A 4,939-nucleotide genomic window follows, 5' to 3' on the forward strand; every position below is an offset into this window, starting at 1 on the left:
CGCGTCCGCACTATCCTTTACATAGCCCTGCATTGGCGCAATCGCATAGCTTCCAGTCGGGCTATTCGCTCCTTGGTAGTTGGGCTTGATGGAGATCACCGTGGCGCTAGCCACGTTCGTAACCTCGTACCAGAGGCCGTCAGGCCCTCGAAACGCATCGCCCACGCGGGCATTCGCCGAGAAGCTGGTGCCCGATCCGGTCACGGTCGGGCTGTTGTTGGTCACCGCAACGGTTCCAGCGGAATACCAGGGCATGTCCCCTCCTCAATTCACCATGACCAGCGGCCAGTTGAAGGTAGTGATTTCAGCCAGACCACGCCCCACGCGCATGGCGAAGACGTTGATCTGGGTTTTGGCGGTTCCATTCAGGAACCCGATGCCGATCTCAGCGGCGTTCGGCGGGGCCACGAATCCGGCCATGAAGTGGCTGGCCATCACATATGAGCCGGCCACGTAAGCGTTCCCCCATGTGTCGGTCGTCCAGTTGCTTTGGTAGTTGCCGTTGTAACCGACCTTCGACCAGGTCTGCGCACCAGCCAGAATCGTGAGCACCCGGCGATTGCTGTCGAACAGCAGGCGGTTGCTCGAATCGAACACCTGCAGGCCATACCCGCCGGTGCGCGGCAGATAGAGCGCCGCCGCCTTGTACTGGCCGGTTCGGACAATCCCCGTGAAGCCGCTGTCCGTGTAGAGAACGGCGGTCCAGCCGGTCCAGTTGCCGGGACTGCCAAGGTTCCGCATGTACCGCAATACATGGGCGCCGTCGGGACGGATGAAGATGGCTGGCGGGTTCGGGCTGTTGATCGCCGTCGGGTAGGTCACCGTCACGGTTCCGCTCGATCCGTCATAGCTTCCGGAAGCCACTTCCATGTAGCAGGGATAGTTGTCGTCGATCTGGACCTGGCCGGCGTTGCCGATGAAGAGTGCGCCGTAGCTCATGAGAACATCACCGCGTTCAGGTAGTCGGTCTGGTTGGTGTTGAAGTAGCTGCCCAGGATGGTCACGGTGTTGCCTGATACCGTGAAACGCTGCGCGTTGGTGGTACCGCTGCCAGACCAGGTGGTATCGAGCCAGACAACTCCCTTCGAAGCATCGAAGCCCGGTATCACGATGGTCTGTTGGTTGGTGGATGTCTGGAAGGGCACCCGGTACACCATGCGGCAGGTGAGGGAGTTGCTGTCGAAGATCAGGCCTCCCCCGCCATCGAACACTTGCAGTCCATAACTCATACGTCGAGGTTCCCGAGCTGCACGCGCCGCACGCCGTTGCCGTCAAAGACCTTGTAGGTCTCCGCCGTGAGCTGGGTGCGTCCACCACCACCGGCGCTGTTCAGCAGGAAGGAACCGGACTTGTTCAGCTGCCACAACGGCTGGCCATTACTGCCAAGTGCGGTGGACTGGATCACGTTGCCGATCTGCGCGTTGGTGATCGATCCGTCCTGGATAAGCGCGTTGTTGATGAACATCTGGCCGCCAACGATGGAGACCGGCGCAACCGACTGACCGTTGGAGCTGTTGAACCAAAGGAAACGATCAGCCTGAAAGGCCATCGTGGTCGTCGTGCCTCCGTCGAAGCCAAGCTGGAAGCCAGCCGCGTACTGCTGGCCACCCTGAGAGACGTTGAGCTTCACGCTCCACATCGCCTGGATCCCGGCATTCACATCGGCCACCACCCGGCTCGTCTGCTCCACCACAGCGGAGTTCACCGCCGTAGCAGCAGACACCTGCTCCACCGTCTGCGCCATCGCCTGGTTCTGAGTGGCGCGCACCTGGCTTTCGCGGACAATCTGGGCCGTAGACTCGGCACCCCGCAAAGCGTCCTGCAGGTCGCCCTCGCCGTTGTCGTCTCGATAGGCAGCCAGCAGGCCATCTACACGTGACGCTTGTGACGTGACGACGCCCTCAACGCTGGAGACGCGCGTGTCGAGCGAATTGATTGCAGTTGCCTGCCCGGTGATGTTCCCCTCGGCAGAAGTGACTCGATTGGTCAGGCTGGTGATTGCGCTGCCCTGCGACGTAAGCCCCTGCTCCGTCTGGGTGACCCGGACAGTCAGGGCTTGAGTGGCCTGTGCCTGGGCAGCGATGGCCTGCTCGCTCGATGGCGCGTACTGCGTTGCAACAGCGCCCTCCTGGAGCTGGATGTTGTCAGTCTCAAGCCATAGGTCAGCTACAACGCCGCTCGTGTTTGTTATGCGGCCTGCATAAATGTGAGCCGCAACAGCGGTTGCAGGCGCCATCCCAGTGAGCACGTAGCGTTGCCACTCGGTGCTTGCAATTGTGTAGGTGCCCGTGAGGGTGGTAACTACAGTGCCGGCACTGTTGAGGAACTGCACGTAGTGTCGGAACGACATGCCAGCGACGCCCCGCGCGAAGACGCTCAGAGCGTAAGTCGCGCCAGGGCGCACCTTCGGCCGCGCAAGGCCGTCAGCCGTGCTGAGCAGGATGTTAAGAGCACCGTCTGCCGCAACACCTGTCTGCTCGACCCGCTGAGCCTTGGTGCTCTGCGACAGGATGGAATCGACGATCGAACTGGTCCCGCCATTTACAATCCAGTGACGAGCCCGCGTTGCAGTCGCCAAGTCCTCGAACGACGAGTTCGGCAGCATGTTGTCGCCGCCAATGCTGTTGATCGAGTTCGTCAGCCCGGTGATGGCCGAGCCCTGGCTCGTCAGGCCTTGCTCGGTCTGCGTAACCCGGTTCGCCAATGCACTCACAGTCGAAGCGTCAGCCTTGCCGTTGAGGCTCGACTGAACACTGTCGATTCGCTGCGACTGAGCCGTCAGCGCACCGTCGATCTGTCCGACCTCAGTTTCCACCGTGGTCACCCGCGCGGCGAGACCATCGACCGTCTGCGAGATCTGGCCAATGTCGAGCCAGTAGGTGGCATTCGGCGGCGGGCTATTCACCGGCACATTGGCAATGGCCTGGTAAAGGCGCTGCCCCTGGCGGACGCTGTCGCCTTTCAGATAGGTCTTTGCCGGGTCGTACTCCAGGGCATCGACGATATCGCCGATCGCGTCGATCTGCTGCTGAAGGTCGTCGTTCACTTCCTTCAGGCGGGCATTCACCGAGCCCAGCAAGCTGTCAGGCCCATCGATCAGGTTGATTCGATCGAAGAACTCCTGCCCCAGTGCTGACTCGACGAACTCCTGCGTGATCAGCTCGTTGTACTCGCCGGCATCGGTCGAAGTGATGCCATCCACCCAGTTCGACCAGGCACCCACGTTACCGGTGCGGTCGATCAGGCGCCCGCGAAACGCCAGGCGCGCGCCGGCAGCCAGCGAAGTCAGCGTGTGCGTGTCCGTCGGGTAGGCGAATAGGCCCAGCGCGGCGGCGGTCTGCTCACTGCCACCCGGAGTGGTGGACTGCTGTATCTCGGTGAACGCCGTGTCCTCTGCCCCGGCCGGGAATCCCCAGTCGAGTTGGATTTTCCACGGCCCCGAAGTCGTGCGCAGGAATGCCAGCACCGGCGGCAGGCCGTCCTTGCCCACCAGGTTGGTGAGGATCGAGGTGCGCCAGATCGAGGTGATCTCGAAGGCGCTCACCGCTCGCACGCGCGCCAGGTAGGCCCCGGCATAGATGCCGGTGACATCGACGCTGGTGGTGCCCTGGCGCGGCAGGCGAACCCAGTTGCCGCTGTCCTTCTTCCACTCCACGTCGTAGGCCACAGCGCCCTCAACCGCGGGCCAGGTGATCGACATGGTGCTGACCGCCAGCCCTTGGTCGATTGCCCAGCGCGACGAGAGCGTGACGCTGGCCGGCGGCTGCACGGTGGTAACGGGGGTGACGCTGATCGGGCGCTCTTCCAGGCGCGCGCCGGTGTCGATGTAGTCGAACTTGCTTGGCTCGTACTGCAAGCCGTTGATGGTCCACTGCCCATTGTCATCGCGCTTGGTGCTCATCACCCGATAGAGCTGGACAGCCAAGTCATCGGCATCGAGCGCCCAACACAGTTCTGGCTCAGGCGTCTCCGAGTAGGCCGTGGTGACGGTCACAGCCTTGCCGTTGACCGACTGCACGGTGCGGCCCTCGGCACGTCCACTCGGCAGGTTGATGATCAGTCGATCACCAGCCTTGGCCTGGGTAACGCGATCGAGCGTCACCACCCGGCCGGCAACCGAAGAGATCCGGCCGCCGATCTCACGACCGGCCAGCAGCGAGTCCGCCACCGGGATGATGTAGCCCGGCAGCGGAATCCGGCCTTCCATGCCGGTGCTAAAGGTGATGGTCCGGTCCTGCACGCTGGTTAGCACCGCCCACTTCCCGCGCCGCTGCGCCTCGCTCTCGCGAGTGCAGCCAATCGCGGACAGCTCCACGGGGTTGTCACCATAACGGCGCGTCAGGCCCGGATCGGAGTAGCCCGTGACATCGGTGTCGTAGTTGTTCGCCGGGTTGTCGTAGCTGACCAGGGCGCGGCTGTACCTGGTGCGCGCCGAAGCAGCCCCGTAGGTCATTTTCCCGTCTATCACATTCGCCCGGGTGAAGACGTAGTCGAAGTCAGCGCTACGCGGCATGTCAGCCTGAGACACCAACTGCCCCTGCGCCCAGTAGCTCATCCCCCGGTAGATTGCCGCGATGTCACGCAGCAGGGTCCAGGCCTGCGAGCGAGACTGCAGATTCAGATCACAGAGGAAGCGCGGCTCTTGACCGCCCTTCCCATCCGGCACCAGCTGGTCGCAGTACTGGGCGATCTTGTACAGCTCCCACTTATCCACCATCCAGGGCTTGATCCGCTTGCCCAGGCCGAAGCGAGCATTGGTGCTGATGTCGTAGGTGATCCACGCCGGATTGTTGGTCCAGGCGCTCTTGAAACTGCCATCCCAGACCCCGGTGTAGGTGCGCAGCTCCGGGTCGTAGGTGGTGGGCACCTGGACCTTGCGGGCCTTGCAGTCGACGGTGACGGCCGGGATGTTGCTGAACTGCTCCGCGCTGAACTCGAT

3 protein-coding genes and 1 pseudogene are annotated in these 4,939 nt (G+C 62.8%); all 4 read right to left on the minus strand.

Features of this window, described 5'->3' with window-relative positions:
• A pseudogene (locus tag A9513_RS14345) lies at positions 1 to 255 on the minus strand (hypothetical protein); the annotation flags it as partial.
• A 9-nt stretch (positions 256 to 264) separates the two neighbouring features.
• Positions 265 to 939, minus strand: a complete 675-nt coding sequence (locus tag A9513_RS14350) for a hypothetical protein (protein ID WP_065085036.1) — start codon at positions 937 to 939, stop codon at positions 265 to 267.
• Positions 936 to 1,229, minus strand: coding sequence for a hypothetical protein (locus tag A9513_RS14355; RefSeq protein ID WP_065085037.1), 294 nt, complete (start codon positions 1,227 to 1,229; stop codon positions 936 to 938). The genes A9513_RS14350 and A9513_RS14355 overlap by 4 nt, the downstream gene beginning before the upstream one ends.
• Positions 1,226 to 4,939 (minus strand): phage tail protein (locus A9513_RS36500; protein ID WP_255302854.1); only part of this gene is annotated, 3,714 nt, incomplete at its 5' end. The genes A9513_RS36500 and A9513_RS14355, both read right to left, overlap by 4 nt.

Source organism: Pseudomonas sp. AU12215, assembly GCF_001675465.2.
In the GTDB taxonomy this organism is placed as follows: Bacteria; Pseudomonadota; Gammaproteobacteria; order Pseudomonadales; family Pseudomonadaceae; genus Pseudomonas; species Pseudomonas nitroreducens.